Source organism: Nocardioides pacificus, assembly GCF_054775955.1.
This window is the reverse complement of sequence record NZ_BAAHCI010000015.1, coordinates 456,685-477,201: the sequence shown is the minus strand read 5'-3', so window position 1 is coordinate 477,201 and position 20,517 is coordinate 456,685. Positions and strand designations below refer to the sequence as shown.

The following is a 20,517-nucleotide window of genomic DNA, read 5'->3' as shown; positions in this document are numbered from 1 at the left end:
CTGATTCCATCCATGACAACACTCAAGGACTCCGACCTCGTGTCTGATGCAGCCGGGTACTTCACCCTGGGCGAGCCGATCGCCGACACCAAGGCACCCGCCGGGCCCCTCGCCGAGAAGTGGTCCCGGCGCAAGTTCGAGGCTCGCCTCGTCAACCCCGCCAACCGCCGCAAGATGTCGGTGATCATCGTCGGCACCGGCCTGGCCGGCGGCGCCGCCGCCGCCACGCTGGGCGAGGCCGGCTACGTCGTGAAGTCGTTCTGCTACCAGGACTCGCCGCGTCGTGCCCACTCGATCGCCGCACAGGGCGGCATCAACGCCGCCAAGAACTACAAGGAGGACGGCGACTCCACCCAGCGTCTCTTCTACGACACCGTCAAGGGCGGTGACTACCGCGCCCGGGAGACCAACGTCTACCGGCTCGCGGAGGAGAGCGCCAACATCATCGACCAGTGCGTCGCCCAGGGCGTCCCCTTCGCCCGCGAGTACGGCGGACTGCTCGACAACCGCTCCTTCGGCGGCGTGCAGGTCTCCCGCACGTTCTACGCCCGCGGCCAGACCGGTCAGCAGCTGCTGATCGGGGCCTACCAGGCCATGGAGCGCCAGGTGAAGGCCGGCACCGTCACGCAGTACACCCGCCACGAGATGCTCGAGCTGATCATGGTCGACGGCAAGGCTCGCGGCATCGTCGCGCGCGACATGGTCACCGGTGAGATCCAGACCCACCTGGCCGACGCGGTCGTGCTCGCCACCGGCGGCTACGGCAACGTCTTCTTCCTCTCCACCAACGCGATGGGCTCCAACGTCACCGCGTCGTGGCGTGCGCACCGCAAGGGCGCGCTGATGGCGAACCCCTGCTACACGCAGATCCACCCGACCTGCATCCCGGTCGCCGGCAGCCACCAGTCCAAGCTCACGCTGATGAGCGAGTCGCTGCGCAACGACGGTCGGATCTGGGTGCCCAAGCGCGCCGAGGACTGCACCAAGGACCCGCGTGACATCGCCGAGGAGGACCGCGACTACTACCTGGAGCGGATCTATCCCTCCTTCGGCAACCTGGTCCCCCGCGACATCGCGTCGCGACAGGCCAAGAACATGTGCGACGACGGCCGCGGCGTCGGCCCCGAGGTCGACGGCGTGCGTCGGGGTGTCTACCTCGACTTCGCCGAGGCGATCGGCCGGCTCGGCAAGGACGCGGTCGAGGCGAAGTACGGCAACCTCTTCGACATGTACGCGCAGATCACCGGCGAGGACCCCTACACCACGCCGATGCGCATCTACCCCGCCGTGCACTACGTGATGGGCGGGCTGTGGGTCGACTACGACCTGGCGTCCAACCTGCCCGGTCTCTTCGTCGCGGGCGAGGCGAACTTCTCCGACCACGGAGCCAACCGCCTCGGCGCCTCGGCGCTGATGCAGGGCCTCGCGGACGGCTACTTCGTGCTCCCCAACACGATCCGCGACTACCTCGCGGACGCGCCGTTCGACAAGATCGACGAGAGCCACCCGGCGGTCGTCGAGGCGCGTCAGTCCGTGGAGTCGCGCATCGCTCAGTTCCTCAGCACCAACGGAACCCGCAGCGTCGACAGCTACCACCGCGAGCTCGGCAACATCATGTGGGAGTACTGCGGCATGGAGCGGACCGAGGAGGGCCTGAAGAAGGCCATCGGCCTGATCCAGGCGCTGAAGGCGGACTTCTGGAAGAACGTCAAGGTGCTCGGCACCGCGGACAGCCTCAACCAGTCCCTCGAGCGAGCCGGCCGCGTGGCCGACTTCATCGAGCTCGGTGAGCTGATGTGCGTCGACGCCCTCAACCGCCGCGAGTCCTGCGGCGGCCACTTCCGTGCCGAGTCCCAGACCGAGGACGGCGAGGCACTGCGCGACGACGCCAACTTCGCGTACGTCGCCGCGTGGGAGTGGGGTGGCGATGACGGCCAGCCCGTCCTGCACAAGGAAGACCTGGTCTACGAAGCCATCGAGATGAAGCAGCGGAGCTACAAGTGAGACTGACCCTCAACATCTGGCGCCAGCCCAACTCCTCGTCGCCGGGCAAGATGCAGACCTACGCGGTCGACGAGGTCTCGGAGGACATGTCGTTCCTCGAGATGCTCGACGTCCTCAACGAGGATCTCAACGCCAAGGGCGAGGACCCTGTGGCGTTCGACTCCGACTGTCGCGAGGGCATCTGCGGCGCGTGCGGCCTGATGATCAACGGCCAGGCGCACGGCCCGGAGGTCACCACGACGTGCCAGCTGCACATGCGCTCCTTCAAGGACGGTGACGAGATCACCATCGAGCCGTGGCGCGTCGACGCGTTCCCCGTGCTCAAGGACCTCGTCGTCGACCGTGGGGCGCTCGACCGGATGATCCAGCAGGGCGGCTTCATCTCCGTCAACACCGGATCCGCTCCCGACGCGCACGCGGCGCCGGTGCCGAAGAACAAGGCCGACCGGGCCTTCGACGCCGCCACCTGCATCGGGTGCGGCGCCTGCGTGGCCGCCTGCCCCAACGGGTCGGCCTCGCTGTTCGTCGGCGCGAAGATCACCCACCTCGGCGAGCTCCCCCAGGGGCAGCCGGAGCGCGACACCCGCGTCGTCAACATGATGGCCCAGCACGACCACGAGGGCTTCGGTGGCTGCACCAACATCGGTGAGTGCACCGCCGCCTGCCCCAAGGGGATCCCGCTCGACGTGATCTCCCAGCTCAACCGGGACCTGCGCACCGCGATGAAGCACGGTCTCTGAGCAGACCCGCAGCACGACACACGAGCCGCCCGGAGTCCTCGACTCCGGGCGGCTCTGTCGTCACGTGGGCCTCACGCCTTGGGCCTCACGCCGTGCGGGCTCACTCCGTGCGCGTCGCCCGCCAGGCCCTGAGCCCCAGTGCCCCCAGCGCCGCCGCGATCGCGAAGTTCACGACGATCAGCACCGTGTGCGCGACCCAGTAGCCGGTCGCCCGCTCCTCCCCTGCCTGGTAGGCCTCCAGCAGGTTCCTGGCGAAGTTGCCGAAGGAGAAGACGTTCCAGGCGGCGACGGCCAGCAGCAGCATCGCGTGCTTGCGTTCGAACCTCACGGGTGGGGATCCTTTCGACGGCGGATGGCGACCAGCGCCAGCGTCGCGGCCCCTCCGGCCGCGAAGATCTTGCCCCGTTCGGCCAGCGAGGGGCCCCGGGGGCCGGGGAGCTTGCGCAGCTCGACCCGGGTGGCGGCGATGCGGGCCGCCTCACGCTCCTGCTCCCGCTCGCGGCGCAGGCGCGCCCGCTTCGCGGTGTGTGCCCACGACGCGGCGAAGAGCACCACCCGCGAGAAGTAGTTGATCCAGACCGCGACGATCAGGGCGATCCCGAACGCCTGGAAGGCCGGCTGGCCGCGCGTGCTGGCAAGCAGCAGCCCGGAGAGCTCCTTGAGCAGCTCGAAGCTGAGGGCTCCCAGCAGGGCGCCCTTCCACAGTGACAGTCTCGGGGTGTCGGAGTCGGCCAGCAGCCGGAAGAGCAGGTAGAACAGCAGGGCGCTGGCGGCCACGCCGATCACGATGGTGAGCACGAGCAGCAGCGGCGCGAGCTCCGTGCCCAGGCGGACCAGCTCGAGGGCCTGCTCCGAGAACCCGCGCACGAAGCCGGACACCGTCACGCTGAGCAGCAGCGCCGCGCCCACCACGACCAGGGTGAGCAGGTCGCGCAGCTTGCCGGCCACGAAGCTGGGCTGCTCGTCGTCGGGGAGCTCGAAGACCGTTCGCAGGCCGTTGCGCATCGCCGAGAGCCAACCCAGCCCGGTGTAGAGCCCGGCCACGAATCCCACGAGCCCGACCGCGCCGGCCGCGTCCTCGATGTCGGCGAGCGACAGGTCACCCTCGTCGGGGCCCAGGATCCCGGGCAGCACCTCGTTGAGCGCGCGGACGAGGTCGATGCGGACCTCGGGGTAGGCCTTCGCCACGAACCCGACCACGAAGAACGAGAGAGCCAGGATCGGGAAGAAGGACAGGAAGCCGTAGTAGGTGATGCTGCCGGCCAGGACGTTGCCCTTGACCGCCAGGTAGTGCTGCACCATCCGCACGGCATGGTCGACCAGCGGGCGACGCAGCCGTGCCGTCTCCAGCCTCCGGGAGGCGCGGCTCGCCAGGTCGCTCATGGCTCAGCAGACCGAGGTCACGTCGTGGGTGAGGGCGCGCGGAGGGGGAAGTCCTCCGTGGGCTTCCAGCCCACGTCGGCATCGTGGACGTAGAGGTGGAACTGGCGGGCCTCGAAGACGCACTCGAACTCGGCGAGCTCCTCGAACGCCCGGTCCAGGGCCTCGTCGGAGAGGTGATGGGCCACGGTGACGTGCGGGTGGTAGGGGAAGTCCAGGTCCACCGCCAGCGGCCCGCGTCGTACGGCGATCGCGAGCTGCTCGCACTCGGAGATTCCCTCGGCGACCATCACGAACACCACGGGCGAGACCGGCCGGAAGGTCCCCGTGCCCCGCAGCCGCACCCGGAAGCCGTGTCGCTGCGCGGAGACCTCGCGCAGGTGCTCGACCACCGCCGAGAACTGCTCGTCGGGCACCTCGGTCGGGGGGATCAAGGTGATGTGCGTCGGGATCTTGGCCGCGGTCGCGTCGCCGATCGACGTCCGGTAGTCCTGGAGCTGCTGCGCCCAGGGCTCCGGCAGGGCGAGGGCTACTCCGATGGTGGGCACGCGGACGACCCTACTGCGCCACGAGCGGCACGAAACCGACCCGGTCGTAGACGTCGCGCAGGGTGGACTCGGCGACGGCGTTGGCCTTCTCGGCGCCCTGGCGCAGGACCTTGTCGAGCTCGCCGCGATCAGCCATCAGCTCCAGGGTGCGGTCCCGGAAGGGCGTCACGAAGTCGACCACGACCTCCCCGAGGTCCTTCTTGAGGTCGCCGTAGCCGCGTCCCTCGTACTCCTGCTCGAGGGCGGTCACCTCGCGGCCGGTGAGCGCAGAGAAGATCGTCAGCAGGTTGCTCACGCCGGGCTTGTTCTCCGGGTCGAAGCGCACCACTGCCTCGGAGTCGGTGACCGCGGAGCGGATCTTCTTGGCGCTGACCTTGGGGTCGTCGAGCATGTCGATGATGCCGCCCGCCGACGACGCCGACTTCGACATCTTGGCGGTGGGCTCCTGCAGATCGGTGATCTTCGCCGTGGCCTTCATGATGTAGGGCTCGGGGAGCCGGAAGGTCTTCTTGTAGCGGTGGTTGAACCGCTGGGCCAGGTCGCGGGTGAGCTCGAGGTGCTGGCGCTGGTCCTCGCCCACCGGCACGAAGTGCGGGCGATAGAGCAGGATGTCGGCGGCCTGCAGGATCGGGTAGGTGAAGAGGCCGACGCTGGCCGCGCCCTCGCCGCCCTTGGCGGACTTGTCCTTGAACTGCGTCATCCGCCGGGCCTCACCGAAGCCGGTCAGGCACTGCAGCACCCAGCCGAGCTGGGCGTGGGCCGGCACCTGGCTCTGCACGAAGATCGCGGAGCGCTCGGGATCGACGCCGGCGGCGATCAGCTGGGCCGTCGAGCGCAGGCAGCGCTCACGCAGCACCTTGGGGTCCTGCTCGACCGTGATCGCGTGCAGGTCGGCGATGAAGAAGAACGGCTCATGCTCGTCCTGCAGCGTCACCCACTGACGCAGCGCCCCGAGGTAGTTGCCGAAGTGGAACGAGTCGGCCGTCGGCTGGATGCCCGAGAGGATGCGTGGGCGGCGGTCAGTCATGGGGGGCGCTGCGGAGGGCATGGCGCGATTGTTTCATTCCTGCTCGGTCTGCGGCGGGTCCGGGTAGGACGGCTCGCGCAGACGCCGCACCACGCCGTACTGCCGCACGCCGGCGGGCGCGTGGCGCACTGGGTCGAAGCGCAGCTCGGGATCGTCCTCCCCCGGCTCGGCGACCTCGAGGAAGCCGCGCCGCGTCCAGGCGCCACCGGGGCGCGACGTGGAGAGCTCGAAGCGCAGGTGGGCGCCGGGCGGAGCGCCGACCGGCGTCAGGGAGAGCAGCAGCGGTCCGCCCGCGGTCGCGACCGGCAGCAGCGAGGTGAGGGCACCGTCGTCGACGGCGATCCGCGGCAGCAGCACGTGCCGGGTCGCCACTCCGAGGCCGGTGCTCGCCACCAGCAGGTCCGCATCCCGCCCGGTCGCGGGGTCAGGCACGCGGATCGCCAGACCCCAGATGTCCGGAACAGGCGCAGGCAGACCCACCGCGCGGGAGATGCGGACGCGGCAGGCGTGGGAGCCGGGTCGGTCGAGCAGGGCGACACCGGTCTCCTCGCCGGCCGCCTCGATCACCAGCGTCGCGTCGGCGACCTGGCCGCGCGGGTGCAGCGACCGGCCGTGAGCGAGGCCGGTGCGCAGGGCGCCGACGACGGTGAAGGCACCGCGCAGGCCGGCACCGATCAGCCGAACGGGGGCGGTCGCGTCGAGCGTGGGGGCGGGCATGGGTCGCACTCCTCGGGTCGGCGTCGAGTGATGGGTACCCCTCAGTCGGTGGGACACACCTGCGCGCCGCGCCGTACGTCGCGCTGGTGCAGCCCGGCGGAGACGAGCAGGACGGCGAGGCCGACCACCGAGAGGCCCGCGCCCACCAGAGCCGGTGCGCGGTAGCCCAGACCAGCAGCGATGACGAGCCCGCCGAGCCAGGCGCCCAGGGCGTTGGCGAGGTTGAGCGAGGCGTGGTTGAGCGCCGCGCCGAGCGTCTGCGCCTCGCCGGCCACGGCCATCAGCCGCAGCTGCAGGTTGACGACCAGGACGGAGCCGGTGACCGTCACCAGGAAGGCTCCGCCGATGGCCCACCAGCCGAGAGGCGTGAGCAGCGCGAAGAGCAGCAGGACCAGCCCCATGGCCACCGAGGAGAGCAGGAGCGAGCGGAAGACCGACCAGTCGGCGAGCACGCCGCCCAGCCAGGTCCCGACGATCATGCCGAGTCCGAACACGAGCAGGAAGACGGGCACGGCCGAGGAGGTCAGCCCGCCCACCTCCGTGATCGTGGGCGAGATGTAGGACAGCACCGCGAACATGCCGCCGAAGCCGACGGCACCGACCGCGAGGGTGAGCCAGACCTGGGGGCGGGCGAGGGCGCCCAGCTCGCGGCGACCGGTGGCGGCCCGGTCCCCGGCCACCGACGGCACGAAGAGCAGCACCAGGAGCACGGTGAGCGCCCCGAGCACGGTCACCGCCCAGTAGGCCGATCGCCAGCCGAGATGCTGCCCCATCCAGGTCGCTGCCGGCACGCCGGCGACGTTGGCCACGGACAGGCCCATCATCACGCTGGCCACGGCGCGACCCCGGCGCTCGGGGGTCGCGAGGCTGGCCGCGAGCAGCGAGGCGACACCGAAGTAGGCGCCGTGCGGGAGACCCGCGACGAAGCGGGCGCCGGCGAGCGTGGCGAAGTCCGGGGCCACGGCGCTCGCGGCGTTGCCCACCGCGAAGGCGACCATCAGCCCGACCAGCACCGCGCGACGCGGCAGACGGGCGAAGAGGAACGCGAGCAGGGGTGCTCCGACCACCACCCCGAGGGCGTACGCCGAGATGATGTGGCCGCTGGTGGGGATGGAGACACCCACCCCGTCGGCGATCTCCGGCACCAGCCCCATCGTGACGAACTCGGTCGTGCCGATCGCGAAGCCGCCGGTGGCCAGGGCCAGCAGGGCCAGGGCGAAGTGGGCCGGTCGACGGGGGGAACCGTCCAGCGTCGGGCCGATGTCCTCGGGCGCGATCGTGGAAGGGGGCACTCAGCGTGGAACGACCCGCGCGGGGACGCTATTCCGTCCTGGGGTGTGACACGAGCCGCTCGACGCGGACGCCCCCGCCCCGAGTGCCTGCCACAGGGGCAGGTGCTCGGAACGAGGGCGTCGGGTCAGGCGCGGAGCGGGTCGCTCAGGCCAGCTGCGCGAGCGCCGCGTTCAGCGTCGCGGAGGGACGCATCACGTCGGCGGCCTTCTGCGCGTCGGGCTGGAAGTAGCCGCCGATGTCGGCGGGCGAGCCCTGGACCGCGAGCAGCTCCTCGTTGATCTTGTCCTCCTGCGAGCCGAGGGTCTCGGCGAGCTGGGCGAAGGCGGCGGCGAGCTCCGCGTCCTCGCTCTGGGCGGCGAGCTCACGTGCCCAGTAGAGCGCGAGGTAGAAGTGGCTGCCCCGGTTGTCGATCTGACCGGCCTTGCGGCTGGGCGACTTGTTCTCGGTGAGGAAGGTCGCCGTCGCCCGGTCGAGGGTGTCGGCCAGGATCTGCGCGCGCGGGTTGTCCGAGGTCTGCGCAAGGTGCTCGAAGCTCACCGCGAGCGCGAGGAACTCGCCCAGGCTGTCCCAGCGCAGGTGGTTCTCCTTGACCAGCTGCTGGACGTGCTTGGGGGCCGAGCCACCGGCGCCGGTCTCGAAGAGGCCGCCGCCGTTGATCAGCGGGACCACCGAGAGCATCTTGGCGCTGGTGCCGAGCTCGAGGATCGGGAACAGGTCGGTGAGGTAGTCACGCAGCACGTTGCCGGTCACCGAGATGGTGTCCTCTCCGCGACGGATCCGCTCGAGGGAGAACTTCGTCGCCTCGACCGGAGACATGATCTCGATCTGCAGGCCCTCGGTGTCGTGCTCGGGGAGGTACTGCTTCACCTTGGCGATCAGGTTGCGGTCGTGGGCACGGGTCTCGTCGAGCCAGAAGACGGCCGGCGTGCCGGTGGCGCGGGCGCGGGTCACGGCCAGCTTGACCCAGTCGCGGATCGGGACGTCCTTGGCCTGGCAGGCGCGCCAGATGTCACCGGGGGCGACCTGGTGCTCCATCAGCACCGTGCCCGCCGAGTCGAGCACCTGGATGGTGCCGGCGGTGGGCGCCTCGAAGGTCTTGTCGTGGCTGCCGTACTCCTCCGCCGCCTGGGCCATCAGACCGACGTTGGCGACCGAGCCCATGGTGGTGGGGTCGTAGGCGCCGTTGGCGCGGCAGTCGTCGATGACGACCTGGTAGACGCCGGCGTAGCTGCTGTCCGGGATGACGGCGAGGGTGTCGGCCTCGTTGCCGTCGGGGCCCCACATGTGGCCCGAGGTGCGGATCATCGCGGGCATCGACGCGTCGACGATGACGTCGCTGGGCACGTGGAGGTTCGTGATGCCCTTGTCGGAGTCGACCATGGCCAGCTTCGGGCCCTCGGCGAGGTCGCGGTCGACGACGGCCTTGATGGCGTCGGCGTCGGGCAGCGAGGAGGCCGCGTTCAGCAGGGCGCCGAGGCCGTTGCTCGAGCTGACGCCGGCGGCGGCGAGCTGCTCGCCGTACTCGGCGAAGAGCTGGGGGAAGAACGTCTCGACGACGTGGCCGAAGATCAGCGGGTCGGAGACCTTCATCATCGTGGCCTTGAGGTGCACCGAGAACAGGACGTCGTCGGCCTTGGCCCGGGCGATCTGGGCGGCCAGGAACTCGCGCAGCGCCGCGACGCGCAGGACGGTGGCGTCGACGACCTCGCCGGCCAGCACGGGGGTGGACTCCTTGAGGACGGTCGTGGTGCCGTCCTCGGCGACGAGCTGGATCTTCAGCGTGTCGTCGGCCTCCATGACCAGCGACTTCTCGTTGTGCCGGAAGTCGTCGTCCGACATCGTGGCGACGTTGGTCTTCGAGTCGGCGGTCCAGGCCCCCATCGAGTGCGGGTTGGTGCGGGCGTACTGCTTGACCGAGGCGGGGGCGCGGCGATCCGAGTTGCCCTCGCGCAGCACCGGGTTGACGGCGGAGCCCTTGACCTTGTCGTAGCGCGCCCGGGCCTCCTTCTCCTCGTCCGTGGACGGGGAGTCGGGGTAGTCCGGAAGGTCGTAGCCCTTCTGCTGCAGCTCGGCGATGGCCGCCTTGAGCTGCGGGATCGAGGCGCTGATGTTGGGGAGCTTGATGATGTTGGCCTCGGGCTTCTTGGCCAGGGCGCCCAGCTCGGCGAGGGCGTCGTCGATGCGCTGGTCCTCGGCGAGGCGCTCGGGGAAGCTGGCGATGATGCGCCCGGCGAGCGAGATGTCGCGGGTCTCGACCTCCACACCGGCGGTCGAGGCGAAGGCCTCGACGATCGGCAGGAAGGAGTAGGTGGCCAGCTGCGGCGCCTCGTCGGTGAGCGTGTAGATGATCTTGGCCATGGGTGCGGCGACTCCTGGAATGTGGGACGCCACTCCTCGGGTGCGAGGCGGAGCGTCGGTGCGTGCCTGCATATTTCGCTTGACGTCAAGATACCTGACGGTGCTACACCTGCCAGCCTTGCACCCACCCGGCGCCCCGGCAACGCGGCTGGCAACGCACGTCTGGGGGAGACCGAGGAGCGGAACTGGTTTCGCGGGGCGTGCGCATGGGAAGGGCGGTGGCAGCACGCGAGCGGTGACGCTCGCGCCCGAACACCTGAAGGGGTCCTGAGACACATGTCAGAAACAGCATCGGCCACGGTGGACACCCCCACCTTGGTGCAGAAGATCGCAGCGGAGGCGCTGGGCACGTTCGTCCTCGTGCTGATCGGCGCGGGAACCCTCGCCATCGCCCAGCAGGGAGAGTCCTTCGGCGGCATCATGTCGGTCGCCCTCACCTTCGGCTTCCTCTACGCCGCCTTGATCTACGCGTTCGGCCGGCTGTCCGGCGGACACTTCAACCCCGCCGTCACGGTCGGCGCTGCGCTCGCCGGACGGATCGCCTGGCGCGAGGCCCTCATCTACGTCGGCGCCCAGATCGGTGGCGCGATCGTCGGCGGGATCGCCCTCTTCGTGCTGCTGCAGGGCCACGAGTCCTTCGAGGCCGAGGGCGCCATGGGCCAGACCTTCTTCGGTGACGACTTCAACGGCTACGCCTGGTGGGCGGCCTTCCTGCTGGAGATGCTGCTGACCGCGCTGTTCCTCTACGTGATCCTCGCCGTCACCGACCGACGCAACGAGCACCCGGGCCTGGCTCCGCTGGCCATCGGTCTGACCCTGCTCGCGCTCACCCTCTTCGCCGCCGGCCAGACCGGCGCGTCGTTCAACCCGGCCCGCTCGATCGGCCCGGCGCTCTTCGCCGGCGGTGACTCGATCATCCAGCTGTGGCTCTTCATCCTCGCTCCGCTGCTCGGCGCGGCCATCGCCGGTTTCACCTACCCGCTGCTCTTCGGCCGTGACGGCGAGCAGGTGCCCGGCTCCGGGCTGAACTTCGCCCGCTCCCCGAAGCAGACCCCCGGCTTCGGCGCCCCGGACGCCTACCAGCAGCAGTGGAACCAGAACGACTCCTACGCGCAGTACGGCGGGGCCGGCTACGGCCAGGGCCAGGGTCCGGTCCCGCCCCAGGGCTACCCGCAGCAGTCGTGGGAGCCGGCTCCCGGGCAGCAGGCACCCGGCCAGCACGCCCCGGGCCAGCACGCCCCGGGCCAACACGCTCCGGGCCAGCCCGCCCCGTGGGAGCCGCAGGCCCAGCAGTGGCAGCCCGAGCAGCCCGGCCAGGAGGACCCCTCGGGCCAGCAGACGGCCCAGTGGGAGCAGTCCGGGCAGTGGGAGCAGTCCGGCCAGCCGCACCAGGAGCAGCCCCAGCAGTGGGAGCAGCAGTGGGAGCGCCCCCCGGGCCAGCCCGCGCCTGACGCGGGTCAGCCGTTCAGCCCGCCCCCGGTCAACCCCAACGGGCCCGATGACGACGAGGGTCGCACCCAGATCCGCCCCTCAGGGCACTGAGTCGACCGACACCAGCTCGATCCTGCGTACGCCGCCGGCGACGACCTGCTCCGCGAGCAGGCCCGTCCCGGCGGCGTACCACGTCGTGGAGGTCCCCGTCTGCTCCCCAACGGAGGTCACCTCCGTCTCGAGAGCTCCCGTGAAGTCGCCCGCCGGGACGTCCACCGCAGCGTCGAGGTCGACGATGCGGACCCGCACGTCGGGTGCTCCGTCGGCGAGCCCCTCGCGGAAGCCGTCGCCGACCCGGGGCTCGGCGGGCATCACCAGGCCGGCCCTCGCGCCGGCGACCCCGGCCTCCCACGCGCCACCGCCCGCCCACCAGCTGCCCCAGGCGTCCTCGTCGTCCCCCGAGGAGCTCCGACCGAGCAGCCACACGTTGCCGTCCGCGTCCTCGGCCAGCCAGCGTTCGCGCTCGGCCAGGGTCTCGCCCGTCTGATCGAGCAGCGTCTCCTCCACGACGGTCGCGTCGATCCCGGCCACCGAGCGGGTGCGCTCCCCCACCGACATCGTCATCGTCAGCTCCCGGGGGGCCGAGGACGTCGGATCGACGACCGCGTAGGTCCAGACGGTGCCCGGCTCGAGCGCCAGCCACGGGTTGTCGACTCCCTCGACGAAGTCGTCGGGCTGCGGGGAGGGCGTGGGGATCTGGAGGCCGTCGACGCCGGTGGGGTCGCTGGGCTCGGGCGCCGATCCGCACCCTGCCAGGAGGGCCGCACAGCCCAGGGAGAGCGCGGCGAGGAGGGCCCGGGCGCGGAGGCGATGCATCGGGTCAGCATGGCAGCCGGCTGGCTGGTCGGCTGGCTGGGCACCTCGCCGCGGTTCGCCCTCCGACCCGCTCTCGTCCCGCCCTGCGGCCGCTGCTAGCGTCGGATCGGAGATCCACACCACCCAGAATTCTTCCCGCTAGGAGTCCTCGTGAGCGCTACTCCCCTCAAGGTGGCCGTCACCGGCGCCGCCGGTCAGATCGGCTACAGCCTGCTGTTCCGCCTCGCCAGCGGCGCGCTGCTGGGCCCCGACCGGCCGATCGAGCTGCGGCTGCTGGAGATCACCCCGGCGCTGAAGGCGCTCGAGGGTGTGGTCATGGAGCTCGACGACTGCGCCTTCCCGACCCTCGCCGGCGTCGAGATCGGCGACGACGCCGAGAAGATCTTCGACGGCGTCAACCTGGCCCTGCTCGTGGGCGCTCGTCCCCGTGGCCCGGGCATGGAGCGCGGCGACCTGCTGTCGGCCAACGGCGCGATCTTCACCGCCCAGGGCAAGGCCCTCAACAAGGTCGCGGCCGACGACGTGCGCATCGGTGTCACCGGCAACCCCGCCAACACCAACGCGCTGATCGCGATGACCAACGCCCCCGACATCCCCAACGAGCGGTTCTCGGCGCTCACCCGCCTCGACCACAACCGGGCGATCTCGCAGCTGGCCGCCAAGACCGGCGCTCCGGTGACCGACATCACGAAGATGACGATCTGGGGCAACCACTCGGCCACGCAGTACCCCGACCTCTTCCACGCCGAGATCGGTGGCCGCAACGCCGCCGAGGTCGTGGGCGACCAGGCCTGGATCGAGTCCGACTTCATCCCCACCGTCGCCAAGCGCGGCGCGGCCATCATCGAGGCGCGCGGCTCCTCGTCGGCCGCCTCGGCGGCCTCGGCCACCATCGACGCTGCCCGTGACTGGCTGACCACCAGCGCCGAGAACGACTGGGTCTCCATGGCGGTCGTCTCCGACGGCTCCTACGGCGTCCCCGAGGGCCTCATCTCGTCGTTCCCCGTCACCACCAAGAACGGTGACTGGGAGATCGTCCAGGGCCTGGAGATCGACGACTTCTCGCGCGCCCGCATCGACGCCTCGACCGCCGAGCTGGCCGACGAGCGCAGTGCCGTCACGGACCTCGGCCTGATCTGAGGACTGATACCCCGCACCACGCACGGCGCCCCCTGTCCACGGACAGGGGGCGCCGCCTGCATTTCGGACCCTGCGTACGAGATCAGACGGGCTGGTCGGGGATCGTCAGTGCCAGGAAGATCAGCAGCCCGCCCACGACCGCCATCATCATCGCGTCCACGAACCTGTTGCGTACGGCGAGCATCCCCGCGTCGCGTCCCCGCAGGACCGAGCGGACGAGCGCAGCGAAGATCAGCGCCCCGCCGATCCAGCAGACCCCGTCGCGCCAGGAGCCACGGTTGGCGATGACCAGCCCGACCAGGGTGGCCGCGAGCACGACCAGGTAGAGCATCCCGCCGAGGGTGCGGGGATAGCGGCGCGGCTCCTCCTCGCGCGGCTCCTCCTCGGGCGGCTGCTCGTCCGGCGGCTGCTCGTCCGGCGTCTCCTCGGAGGGCTCGGGCACGGGCTCCGGGGTCACGAGCCGCTCGCGGCACTCTCGGCGATGGAGACGATGTTGGACAGCAGCATCGCGCGGGTCATCGGCCCGACCCCGCCGGGGTTCGGCGAGACCCAGTCGGCGACGTCCCAGACGTCGGCGGCCACGTCACCGGCGAGCTTGCCGTCGACGCGGGAGACGCCGACATCGAGCACGGCGGCCCCCGGCTTCACCATGTCGCCGGTGACGATGCCCGGCACGCCGGCCGCGGCCACGACGATGTCGGCGGTCCGCACGTGCGCAGCGAGGTCGCGGGTGCCGGTGTGGCAGAGCGTGACGGTGGCGTTCTCGCTGCGCCGGGTGAGCAGCAGTCCGAGCGGCCGACCCACGGTGACGCCGCGCCCCACCACGACGACCTCCGCCCCGGCGATCGGCACCTCGTGGCGGCGCAGCAGCTCGACGATGCCGTACGGCGTGCACGGCAGCGGGGCGGGGTGCCCGAGCACCAGCCAGCCGAGGTTCGTCGGGTGCAGCCCGTCGGCGTCCTTGGCCGGGTCGATCAGGCCGAGCACGCGGTTCTCGTCGCGCCCCTTGGGCAGCGGGAGCTGGACGATGTACCCCGTGCACTCCGGGTCCTCGTTGAGGCCGCGGACCGCCGCCTCGATCTCCTCCTGGCCGGCCGTGTCGGGGAGATCGACGCGGATCGACCGGATGCCGACCTCGGCGCAGTCCTTGTGCTTGCCGTTGACATACCACCGCGAGCCCGGGTCGTCGCCCACGAGGATCGTGCCCAGACCGGGGACGACGCCCTTCTCGCGCAGGGCGGCGACCCGGACCGTCAGCTCGTCCTTGATGGCCTTCGCGGTGGCGGTTCCGTCGAGCTTCTGTGCGGTCACGAGTGGTTCTCCCTCGGTGTGCTGATCAGTGCGCGAAGTGGCGGGTGCCGGTGAAGTACAGCGTGGCGCCGGCGGCGGCCGCGGCGGCGACGACCTCCTCGTCACGGATCGACCCACCGGGGGCGACCACGGCCCTCACCCCGGCGTCGAGCAGCACCTGCAGCCCGTCGGCGAAGGGGAAGAACGCGTCGGACGCGGCCACCGCGCCACGGGCCCGCTCCTCGCCGGCTCGCGACACCGCGAGGTGGCAGGAGTCGACCCGGTTGACCTGTCCCATCCCGACGCCGACCGAGGCGCCGTCGCGGGCGAGCAGGATCGCGTTGGACTTGACCGCGCGGATGGCGCGCCAGGCGAACTGCAGGTCGGCCAGGGTCGCGGGGTCGGCTGCCTCACCCGCCACCAGGCGCCAGCGGGAGGCGTCGTCTCCCGTCGGGTTGCCGTCCTTGTCCACGCCCGCGGCGTCGATGGCGTCCCGGGTCTGGACGAGCAGCCCACCCGAGATCGGGCGCGCCTCGACACCGCCCACCGCCGGCGGGTCGGCGACGAGCAGTCGCAGGTTCTTCTTGGCCGTGAGGATGTCGAGGGCGTCGGAGTCGAAGCCTGGCGCCACGACGACCTCGGTGAAGATGTCCTTGACCGTCTCGGCCATCGCGGCCGTGACGTTGCGGTTCGCGGCGATGATCCCTCCGAAGGCGGAGACGGGGTCGCAGGCGTGGGCCTTGGCGTGGGCCTCCGCGATCCCCTCGCCCTCACCGGCCACGGCGATGCCACACGGGTTGGCGTGCTTGATGATGGCCACCGTCGGCTGGTCGCCGTGGTCGAAGGCCGCGCGCCAGGCCGCGTCCGCGTCGACGTAGTTGTTGTAGGACATCTCCTTGCCGTGCAGCTGACGCCCCTGGGCCACCCCGGGCCAGCGCTGGAAGCCGTTGGTGTAGAGAGCCGCCGACTGGTGCGGGTTCTCGCCGTAGCGCAACGGAGTCGCCAGGTTCCAGGTGGCGCCCATCCACTCGGGGAACGCGGTGCCGGCGGCATCCTCCGGACCGGCGGTGAGCACGTTGCCCATCCAGCTCGCCACCGCCACGTCGTACGTCGCGGTGTGGACGAAGGCCTCGGCCGCGAGCACGCGCCGCTCGGCGAGGGTGAAGCCGCCGGCCGCGACGGCACGCAGCACGTCGTCGTAGCGGTCGGGCGAGGTCACGATCGCCACCGACGGGTGGTTCTTGGCGGCCGCGCGCACCATCGAGGGGCCGCCGATGTCGATCTGCTCCACGCACTCGTCGGGCGTGGCACCCGAGGTGACGGTCTGGGTGAACGGGTAGAGGTTGGAGACGACCAGGTCGAACGGCTCGATGCCCAGGTCGGCCAGCTGCTGGACGTGGGAGTCGAGGCGACGGTCGGCCAGGATGCCGGCGTGCACCGTGGGGTGCAGCGTCTTGACCCGGCCGTCGAGGCACTCGGGGAAGCCGGTCAGGTCCTCCACCTTGGTGACGGGGATGCCGAGATCCTTGATGAGTCGGGCCGATCCGCCGGTCGAGACCAGCGTCACCCCTGCGGCGTGGAGCCCTCGGGCGAGCTCCTCCAGACCGTCCTTGTCGTAGACGGACACCAGTGCCCGGCGGATCTCGATGCGTGCGTCCTGCTGCTCAGTCACGGCCGAACCGGACCTTCCTGTCGGAGATGGAGAATCCTTCGCGGGCCATCCGGCCCACGTTGTCGACGAGCATCCGGCGCTCGGCGACCTTGATCCGCTCGTGGAGCGAGGCGACGTCGTCGTCATCCTCCACCGGCACGACGGTCTGGGCCACGATCGGCCCCGTGTCGACACCGGCGTCGACCACGAAGAGGGTGGCGCCGGTGACCTTGACGCCGTACGCCAGCGCGTCCGCCGGCCCCTGGGTGCCGGGGAACGACGGGCACAGCGCCGGGTGCGTGTTGACCACCCGGTGCTCGAAGCGGGCGAGGAACTCGGGGCCGACGAGCTTCATGAACCCGGCCAGCACGACCAGGTCGGGCTCGAAGGCGGCGACGGTGTCTGCCAGGGCGCGGTCCCAGTGCTCCCGGCTGGTGAACTGGCCCACCTTGCGCACGAAGGTCGGGACGCCCGCCCGGTCCGCGCGCGCCAGACCCTCGATGTCGTCGCGGTCGGCGCCGACGGCCACCACCTGCACGCCGTACGACGCATCCGCGGCGGCGTCGAGCAGCGCCTGCAGGTTGGTGCCGGACCCGGACACGAGCACCACGAGACGTGCGGGGCGGGGGCTGGGGGGCACGGGCGGCAGTCTAGCGACGGCGCGACGGCGCCGATGACCCCTCCCCGGCGCTGGTCAGGCCGAGGACGCGATAGGGGCGCTGCGCCGCTGCCACCAGGTGATGGCGAGCCCTCCGACCAGCCCTCCGAGCCCGAAGGCCGGGACGGCGTGCACGAGCACCTCGAAGGCCAAGGGCTCCACCAGACGCATCCGTCCCGGGCCGACCGCGCCTCCGGCGACGCCCGCGAGCACCCCGAAGCACAGGCCCGCGAGGACACCGGCCGCCCCGCCGCGCAGCGCCCCCTGCTCCCAGCGGTACGTCGGGTGCCGGCGCTGGTTGCGCATCACCGCGATCGCTGCGACCAGCGGAGGCAGGGCCACGAGCGAGGCGGTCAGGGCGCTGGTCTCCCCGTCGTCCGGGAGGGCGGCGAGGAGGGGGAAGAGCGGCAGCGGGCCCAGCACGACCAGCCCCGGGGAGACGAGTGTCTGTGCCCCCACGAGGAAGCCGGGGCCGAGCAGGTAGGAGCCCGAGAAGACCGTCGCGTTGGGGAGCAGCAGCGCTCCGAGGGCCGTGATCGTCGTGGCGTCGCCCGCGTCGGCGTGCAGCCGCTCGTAGACGTTGGCCGCCTCGCTCAAGTCCACCAGCAGGGCGCCGAGCAGGAGCACGAACGACACCGACAGGAAGCCACCGAGGATCCGGGCGCACGCCGCCAGCGTCGCCCCGACCGACTCGGGCACGCCCGCGGCCCAGATGGCGGCACGCCCGGAGCCCACGGCGATCGCCGGCCCACCGAGGAGCAGGGTGAGGAGCAGAGCCCACCCGAGGGCGCGTCCGACCGAGAGTCCCACCTCGTCGGAGGCCGCCAGCAGCGCTGTCACGACGACCACGAGCGCATAGCCCGTGGCGAAGAGCACCACCGCCACAGGGACGGTCCAGTCGCGCTCCCCGTCGGCGATCCGGTCCGCGTCGGGTCCGTGCCCGGAGACGGCGTCGCCGACGCGGTGCCCCATCCGCCACGCCGCCCAGGCGGCCAGTGCGGTCACCGCGAGCGGCATGACCGTGATCTGCACGCCCTGGAGGGTCAGGCCCGAGCCGTGGGCCGTCAGCCATCCGAGCGCCCCGACGCGCAGGCCGTCGCGGGAGGTCCCGTGGGCCCCGGCATCGGTGAGGAACCAGCCGACCACGCCGAGCGAGAGACAGACGAGCAGGGTGGCCAGGGCGGCGGCCACACCTCCGGAGAGGGCGGTCAGGGCGAGGGGGCGGTGGCGCCGCCGGTCGTCCCCGGGACGAACGGCAGAGCGACTGGGGGGCGACAGCTTCGTGGTCATGACCTCGCCATCATCACCCGGCTCGACGGCCCGGACGGTCTGCCACGCCGGGCCGTCGAGCGTCCGGCCGGGGCGGACGGTGGTTCGCTCCGCGCGCGGCGCTCACGTACGGTGGACAGGTCATGAGGCACCCCGACGACTTCGACGCGTTCTACACCGATGCGCGGGAACGACTGCTGCTGCAGACGTACTCCCTCACCGGTGATCTGCCCGCTTCGAGAGCAGCCGTGCGCGACGCGTTCATCGGCGCCTGGCACCACTGGCGCAAGGTCTCGCGGCTCGACGACCCCGAGGCCTGGGTCCGCCCCCAGGCCTGGGCGCACGCCCAGCGGCGTCACACCACCCGGCTCCTGCACCGCGACAAGTCGCTCGACGACGACGGGCGAGCCACGCTCGAGGCCCTGGGCAAGCTCTCGCAGCAGCACCGCCGGATCCTGCTGCTCAACCAGCTGGTGGGCCTGACCCACGAGGAGGTCGGCCGCGAGGTCGGCGTCCGGCCCGAGGTGGCCGAGCGGGACCTGCGGGCCGCGCAGATCAAGGTCGCCGACCGGCGCGGCATCCTCGCCAGCGAGGTGCCGACGCTCTTCGTCCCCCTCCAGCGCGTGGTCGACGACGTCACCTGGCCACGGGCGTCGGTCATCCGGCGCACCGGCACCGCCCGGCGGCGTACTCACACGCTGGTCGGGATCGCCGTCGCCACCGTCGCCCTGATCGCCAGTGGCGCGGTCGTGGTCCAGGGCAACGGCGTCCGGCCCTCCCTGGCCGAGGAGCGCCTGACCGGCAGCGACGCCCCCTCCGCCGGCGTCGCGGAGAGTGCCCCGATGATCGATGCCGAGCGGCTGCTCACAGCGGAGCAGGTCGCCCGGGTGGATCCCTCGCGCACCTGGCGCCAGCCGCGGACCGACGACAACACCAGCGGCAACGGACTGGTCCTGCCCTGCCAGCAGCAGCGGTTCGCGGACCCGGAGGGAGCCGCGGCCCTCTTCCGGAGGTTCCCCAGCCAGGCCCCCGCCAAGGAGCCCCGGACCAAGGTCACGCAGGTCGCGGAGCTCTCCGACGACGAGCGCAGCGCCCGCAACGCGTTCCGGACCACGGTCGGCTGGTTCGGCGGCTGCCTCGACGAGCGCGTCCAGGTCCTGGCGACCTACGACGTGCCGAGCGTCGGCGACGAGGCGTCGATGCTGGTCGTGCGCGCGTGGGGCCCGCCCACCTCGACGATCACCGTCGGCGTGGCCAGGACAGGACGGTTGACCACCTCGGTCGTCGAGCAGGTCGGAGGCGACCGCGCACCCGACCTGGCGTCGATGTCGTCCCTGCTCGCCGCTTCCGTCAACGCCATGTGCGGCGCCGACGGCACGGCGACCTGCGCCGCACCGCCGCGACCTGCGGCGGTCCCGCCCGTGCCCGTGGGCCAGGCGCCCGGCATGCTCGCCCAGGTCGACCTGCCCCCGCTGCCCGGCATCGACCAGTCCTGGGTCGGCACCGATCCGGCCCGCGCCACCGACAACGTCGCCGCCACGCGCTGCGACGAGACCGACTTCAGCAAGGCCCCGGTACGCCGTGGGACGACGCGCGACTTCCTGGTGCCCGAGGCACGCCTCGCCGACGAGTTCGGCCTCACCGAGACGATGGGCGTGCTGCCCTCGGCCGAGGCCGCCCGCGGCTTCGCCGACCAGGTCCGCCGCAAGATGAGCACCTGCGACGACAAGGATCTGGGCACCGACGTCTCGCAGATCTTCCAGCAGCTCGGCAAGGACCGCGACACCACCGTGTGGCGGGTCGCGACCGAGGTCTCCGACAATCGCACCGTGGAGTTCCTGATGGCCATCGTGCGCAACCAGGACGCCGTGGCCCAGATCGGCTTCGTCCCGAGCGGCAAGGTGACGCTCGCTGCGAAGGACTTCACCGCCCTCGCCCAGCGGGCCGGCGAGCGCCTCGCCGAGCTCGGCCGCCCCGGCAACGACTGACCCAGGCGCCCCACGTTTCACGAGTTAACGTGTGAAACGCGCACTTACCACGCGATCCTTCACGTGGTAAGTGACAGTTTCGTGTGGTCAGTGGCCCGCGAGTACGACGAGCGCGGGGCGCCGCCTCTCCCGAGGACCGCGCCGGGC

At 71.5% G+C, this 20,517-nt stretch carries 18 protein-coding genes; 5 read left to right on the top strand and 13 right to left on the bottom strand.

The window, feature by feature from the left end:
* Positions 1-12: 12 nt before the first annotated feature.
* Positions 13-2,004 carry a fumarate reductase/succinate dehydrogenase flavoprotein subunit gene (locus ACYU7L_RS20775; protein WP_460800549.1) on the top strand — a complete coding sequence of 664 codons (1,992 nt, stop codon included), beginning with the start codon at positions 13-15 and terminating at the stop codon, positions 2,002-2,004.
* Positions 2,001-2,744 (top strand): succinate dehydrogenase/fumarate reductase iron-sulfur subunit, encoded by a 744-nt coding sequence (locus ACYU7L_RS20770; protein WP_460800547.1) that lies wholly within the window; start codon positions 2,001-2,003, stop codon positions 2,742-2,744. The genes ACYU7L_RS20775 and ACYU7L_RS20770 overlap by 4 nt, the downstream gene beginning before the upstream one ends.
* Before the next feature lie 100 nt (positions 2,745-2,844).
* Here ACYU7L_RS20770 and ACYU7L_RS20765 read toward each other — a convergent pair whose 3' ends face one another.
* The 7 genes from ACYU7L_RS20765 to ACYU7L_RS20735 all read right to left on the bottom strand — a co-directional run bounded on the left by ACYU7L_RS20765 (position 2,845) and on the right by ACYU7L_RS20735 (position 10,067).
* Positions 2,845-3,072 carry an SCO4848 family membrane protein gene (locus ACYU7L_RS20765; RefSeq protein ID WP_460800545.1) on the bottom strand — a complete coding sequence of 76 codons (228 nt, stop codon included), beginning with the start codon at positions 3,070-3,072 and terminating at the stop codon, positions 2,845-2,847.
* Positions 3,069-4,127: a YihY/virulence factor BrkB family protein gene (locus ACYU7L_RS20760; protein WP_460800543.1), complete on the bottom strand. Its 1,059-nt coding sequence runs from the start codon at positions 4,125-4,127 to the stop codon at positions 3,069-3,071. Before ACYU7L_RS20760 ends, ACYU7L_RS20765 begins: the two co-directional genes overlap by 4 nt.
* A 17-nt stretch (positions 4,128-4,144) precedes the next feature.
* Positions 4,145-4,672, bottom strand: a complete 528-nt coding sequence (locus ACYU7L_RS20755) for a 2'-5' RNA ligase family protein (RefSeq protein WP_460800542.1) — start codon at positions 4,670-4,672, stop codon at positions 4,145-4,147.
* Between the two features lie 10 nt (positions 4,673-4,682).
* A complete protein-coding gene (gene trpS / locus ACYU7L_RS20750) occupies positions 4,683-5,699 on the bottom strand; it encodes a tryptophan--tRNA ligase (RefSeq protein ID WP_460800540.1) in 1,017 nt (338 codons plus the stop codon).
* Positions 5,700-5,732: 33 nt separating this feature from the next.
* A complete protein-coding gene (locus tag ACYU7L_RS20745) occupies positions 5,733-6,416 on the bottom strand; it encodes a hypothetical protein (RefSeq protein WP_460800538.1) in 684 nt (227 codons plus the stop codon).
* Positions 6,417-6,457: 41 nt separating this feature from the next.
* Positions 6,458-7,708 (bottom strand): MFS transporter, encoded by a 1,251-nt coding sequence (locus tag ACYU7L_RS20740; protein ID WP_460800536.1) that lies wholly within the window; start codon positions 7,706-7,708, stop codon positions 6,458-6,460.
* 145 nt (positions 7,709-7,853) lie between these two features.
* Positions 7,854-10,067, bottom strand: a complete 2,214-nt coding sequence (locus ACYU7L_RS20735; RefSeq protein WP_460800535.1) for an NADP-dependent isocitrate dehydrogenase — start codon at positions 10,065-10,067, stop codon at positions 7,854-7,856.
* A 276-nt stretch (positions 10,068-10,343) separates the two neighbouring features.
* On the opposite strand from ACYU7L_RS20735, the gene ACYU7L_RS20730 reads away from it, so the two are divergent.
* Complete coding sequence (locus tag ACYU7L_RS20730) at positions 10,344-11,609, top strand: MIP/aquaporin family protein (RefSeq protein ID WP_460800534.1); 1,266 nt, start codon at positions 10,344-10,346, stop codon at positions 11,607-11,609.
* On the opposite strand, the gene ACYU7L_RS20725 is transcribed toward ACYU7L_RS20730, so the two are convergent.
* On the bottom strand, positions 11,598-12,374 hold the full coding sequence (locus tag ACYU7L_RS20725; RefSeq protein WP_460800532.1) for a hypothetical protein: 777 nt from the start codon (positions 12,372-12,374) through the stop codon (positions 11,598-11,600). The two genes, ACYU7L_RS20730 and ACYU7L_RS20725, sit on opposite strands and share 12 nt — an antisense overlap.
* Positions 12,375-12,524: 150 nt before the next feature.
* Here ACYU7L_RS20725 and ACYU7L_RS20720 point away from each other — a divergent pair, with 150 nt between their 5' ends.
* Complete coding sequence (locus tag ACYU7L_RS20720; protein ID WP_460800530.1) at positions 12,525-13,514, top strand: malate dehydrogenase; 990 nt, start codon at positions 12,525-12,527, stop codon at positions 13,512-13,514.
* A gap of 82 nt (positions 13,515-13,596) precedes the next feature.
* On the opposite strand, the gene ACYU7L_RS20715 is transcribed toward ACYU7L_RS20720, so the two are convergent.
* Genes ACYU7L_RS20715 through ACYU7L_RS20695 form a run of 5 tightly spaced genes read right to left on the bottom strand, consistent with a single transcriptional unit; the run spans position 13,597 to position 18,403 of the window.
* Entirely contained in the window at positions 13,597-13,971 is a 375-nt protein-coding gene (locus tag ACYU7L_RS20715) for a DUF3017 domain-containing protein (protein ID WP_460800529.1), read from the bottom strand.
* Positions 13,968-14,825, bottom strand: a complete 858-nt coding sequence (locus ACYU7L_RS20710) for a bifunctional methylenetetrahydrofolate dehydrogenase/methenyltetrahydrofolate cyclohydrolase (RefSeq protein WP_460800528.1) — start codon at positions 14,823-14,825, stop codon at positions 13,968-13,970. The genes ACYU7L_RS20715 and ACYU7L_RS20710 overlap by 4 nt, the downstream gene beginning before the upstream one ends.
* A 25-nt stretch (positions 14,826-14,850) precedes the next feature.
* A complete protein-coding gene (purH, locus tag ACYU7L_RS20705; protein WP_460800526.1) occupies positions 14,851-16,476 on the bottom strand; it encodes a bifunctional phosphoribosylaminoimidazolecarboxamide formyltransferase/IMP cyclohydrolase in 1,626 nt (541 codons plus the stop codon).
* Complete coding sequence (purN, locus tag ACYU7L_RS20700) at positions 16,469-17,095, bottom strand: phosphoribosylglycinamide formyltransferase (protein WP_460800524.1); 627 nt, start codon at positions 17,093-17,095, stop codon at positions 16,469-16,471. The genes purH and purN overlap by 8 nt, the downstream gene beginning before the upstream one ends.
* A gap of 54 nt (positions 17,096-17,149) precedes the next feature.
* Complete coding sequence (locus ACYU7L_RS20695; RefSeq protein WP_460800522.1) at positions 17,150-18,403, bottom strand: cell division protein PerM; 1,254 nt, start codon at positions 18,401-18,403, stop codon at positions 17,150-17,152.
* Between the two features lie 122 nt (positions 18,404-18,525).
* On the opposite strand from ACYU7L_RS20695, the gene ACYU7L_RS20690 reads away from it, so the two are divergent.
* Complete coding sequence (locus ACYU7L_RS20690) at positions 18,526-20,370, top strand: hypothetical protein (protein WP_460800519.1); 1,845 nt, start codon at positions 18,526-18,528, stop codon at positions 20,368-20,370.
* The last annotated feature ends 147 nt before the right edge of the window (positions 20,371-20,517 follow it).